Here is a 2,878-nt window from a genome sequence, read left to right as displayed (position 1 = left end):
TACGGCGTGTTCGAGAACGACCGCGACTATGACGTGCGCGCCCGGCTCGGTCTGCGCTGGCGGCTGTTCGGCGGCGTCGACCCGCGCGCCCGCCAGTTCGCCGCTCGCGCCCGCGGCGCCGAGGCGCGCGCCGACCGAGTCCGGGTGGAAGCGGAGCGCGACGCCGCCATCGCCTGGGCCGACGTCCAGGCGCTCGAGCAGCAGCTCGCCGCGCTCGAAGCCGCCTATCGCGCGAGTCGCCAGTCGCGCGACGTGATCGTGACCCGTTTCCGCGCCGCCCGCGGCACCCTGTTCGACGTGATCGCCGCCGAGGACGCCTATTTCGCCGCGGCGACCGCCTATATCCAGGGTCTTACCGAACTGGATGCCGCCCGCTACATCCTCCTCTCCCGGACCGGGCTCTTGCTGCAGCGGCTCGGCATCGATCCCGATCGCTTGGGGAGAACGGGTTGAGCGACACAGATCTGGTCGAGGCACCGAAGCCGCGCTTCGCGCCGTGGCTGCTCGAGCCGATGAAGCGCAACCGCCAGACCTATCTCAAGGTCTCGGTGGCGGCGGTGTTCATCAACATCTTTGGCCTGCTAACCGCCTTGTTCACGATGGTGGTCTATGACCGCGTCGTCCCCAACAACGCCTTCTCGTCGCTGTGGGCGCTGAGCATCGGCTTGGTCATCGTCATCGTCTTCGACTTCGTCCTCAAGCTGCTGCGCGCCTATTTCGTCGACTTCGCCGGCGCCCAGATCGACCGCGAGGTCGGCGAGGAAGTGTTCAATCGCCTGCTCGCGATGCGGCTGGAGCTCAAGAAGGGCTCGACCGGGGCCATCGCCGGAATCATGCGCGAGCTCGAGGCTCTGAGGGAATTCTTCGCGTCCGCCACGCTCACCGCCGTCGTCGACGTGCCGTTCATCCTGATCACCCTGCTCGCGGTATGGATCATCGGCGGCTGGGTGGTGGCGGTTCCGGCGCTGATGGTGCCGATCGTCATCCTGATCGGCTGGCTCACCCATCCCGCGCTCGAACGGCTGTCGGCCAAGTCGATGGGCGAGAGCCTGCTCAAGCAATCGGTGCTGGTCGAGACGGTCGGCGGCATCGAGACGGTCAAGGCGACCGGCGCCGGGCCCCTGCTCGCCGGGCGCTGGTTGCGCGCCGTCGAGCAGCAGTCGGACAGCGCGATGCGCCAGCGGCTGATCGGCGCGATCGGAACGACCTTCGCGGGCTCGGCCGGGACCATCTCCTATTCGGGCGTGGTCATCATCGGCGTGTTCCTGATCGCCGAGAACGCGCTCACCATGGGCGGCCTCATCGCTTGCTCGATCCTCGCCGGCCGAGCCATCGCGCCGCTCGCCCAGATTTCGCAATTGCTGTCGCGGCTCACCGCGACCCGAACCGCCTACCGCCAGGTCAAGGCGCTGATGGAGCAGCCGCTCGAAGGGCCCTCGGGCGAGCCGCTCAAGCCCGCCGTGATCAACGGAAAGATCGAGTTCAAGAGCGTCACCTTCCGCTACCCCGGCGCGACCGAGCCGGTGCTTCGCGAGGTCAGCTTCACGATCGAGCCCGGTGAGCGCGTCGCGCTGCTCGGCCGCGTCGGATCGGGCAAGTCGACCATCGCCCGCCTCGTGCTCGGCCTCTATCCGCCCGACGACGGCCTGGTGATGATCGACGGCACCGACATCCGCCAGCTCGATCCGGCCGCGCTGCGCGGCAAGATGGGCGCGGCGCTTCAGGAAAGCGTGCTGCTCACCGGCTCGGTGCGCGAGAATATCGAGCTCGGCCGCGCCGGCATCGACGACGAGGAGATGATCCGCGCCGCCACCATCTCCGGCACCCACCAGTTCATGGGCCAGATCGCCAACGGCTACGACCTCAGGCTCGCCGACCGCGGCGAGGGCCTGTCCGGAGGCCAGCGCCAGTCGATCGCCATCGCCCGCGCCATCGCCGGGCGCCCGTCCATCGTCGTCCTCGACGAGCCGTCGAGCGCGATGGACGCGCAGACCGAGACCGGCCTGATCCAGCGGCTCGGCGAGGAGCTGGCCGGCCGCACCGTCGTCATGATCACCCATCGCCCGCCGCTGCTCGCGCTGGCGACCCGGGTGATCGTCATCGAGGCCGGCAAGGTCGCCGCCGATGGCCCGCGCGACAAGATCCTCCAGCAGCTCACCCGCCCGAAGGCCGCTGCCTGATGCTGATGCGCAAGCTCGAGGACCTGCCCGACGTCATCAAGCCGCGCGCGACGTCGAACTGGCTGCTGTGGGCGGTCGTCAGCTTCGTGCTGCTGTTCTTCCTCTGGGCCGCGTTCGCCGAGATCGAGCGGACGGTGCGCGGCATGGGCCGGGTGATCCCGAGCTCGCAGCTCCAGGTCGTGTCCAACCAGGAAGGCGGCACCGTCGAGGACATCCTGGTGCGTGCCGGCGACGTCGTCCAGGCCGGCGCGCCGCTTCTCCGCCTCGATCCGACCGCGACCGGCGCCGAGTTCGGCAGCGGCGAGGCGTCTTACAACGCGCTTCTCGTCAAGATCGCGCGGCTGTCGGCTGAGGTGCAGGGACGCGAGCCCAGCTATCCGCGGACCAGCGATCCCACCGTCGCCGAGCAGATCCGCATCGAACAGGCGCTTCACGCCTCGCGCATGGCCGACCTCGCCAGCCTCAGCGGCGCCGCGAACGCCCGCCTGCAGCAGGCCGAACGCGCGGTGTCGGAGGCGCAATCCGCCTATCAGGCGCGGGTCACCGCCCGCGATGCGCGCGCCGCCGAGGTCCGCATCATCCGTCCCCTGGTCGAGCGCGGCATCGAGCCGCGCCTGTCGCTGGTCCAGGCCGAGAGCGCCGCCTCGGTCGCGGCGAGCGAGGCGGCGGGCGAGCTCGTAAAGCTCGTCGAGCATCTT

At 69.7% G+C, this 2,878-nt stretch carries 2 protein-coding genes and 1 pseudogene; all 3 read left to right on the top strand.

The window, feature by feature from the left end; all coding sequences use genetic code 11:
* The coding region (locus G7B71_RS15460; protein WP_166042565.1) for a TolC family protein at nucleotides 1–453 on the top strand (453 nt) is incomplete at its 5' end.
* Entirely contained in the window at nucleotides 450–2,180 is a 1,731-nt protein-coding gene (locus G7B71_RS15455) for a type I secretion system permease/ATPase (RefSeq protein ID WP_166042562.1), read from the top strand. The genes G7B71_RS15460 and G7B71_RS15455, both read left to right, overlap by 4 nt.
* Nucleotides 2,180–2,878: pseudogene (locus tag G7B71_RS15450) on the top strand (biotin/lipoyl-binding protein); the annotation flags it as partial. The gene G7B71_RS15455 and the pseudogene G7B71_RS15450, both read left to right, overlap by 1 nt.

The organism is Sphingosinicella sp. YJ22 (assembly GCF_011320075.1).
In the GTDB taxonomy this organism is placed as follows: Bacteria; Pseudomonadota; Alphaproteobacteria; order Sphingomonadales; family Sphingomonadaceae; genus Allosphingosinicella.
The sequence above is the reverse complement of the archived record's forward strand: the minus strand, read 5'-3'. Positions and strand labels throughout refer to the sequence as shown.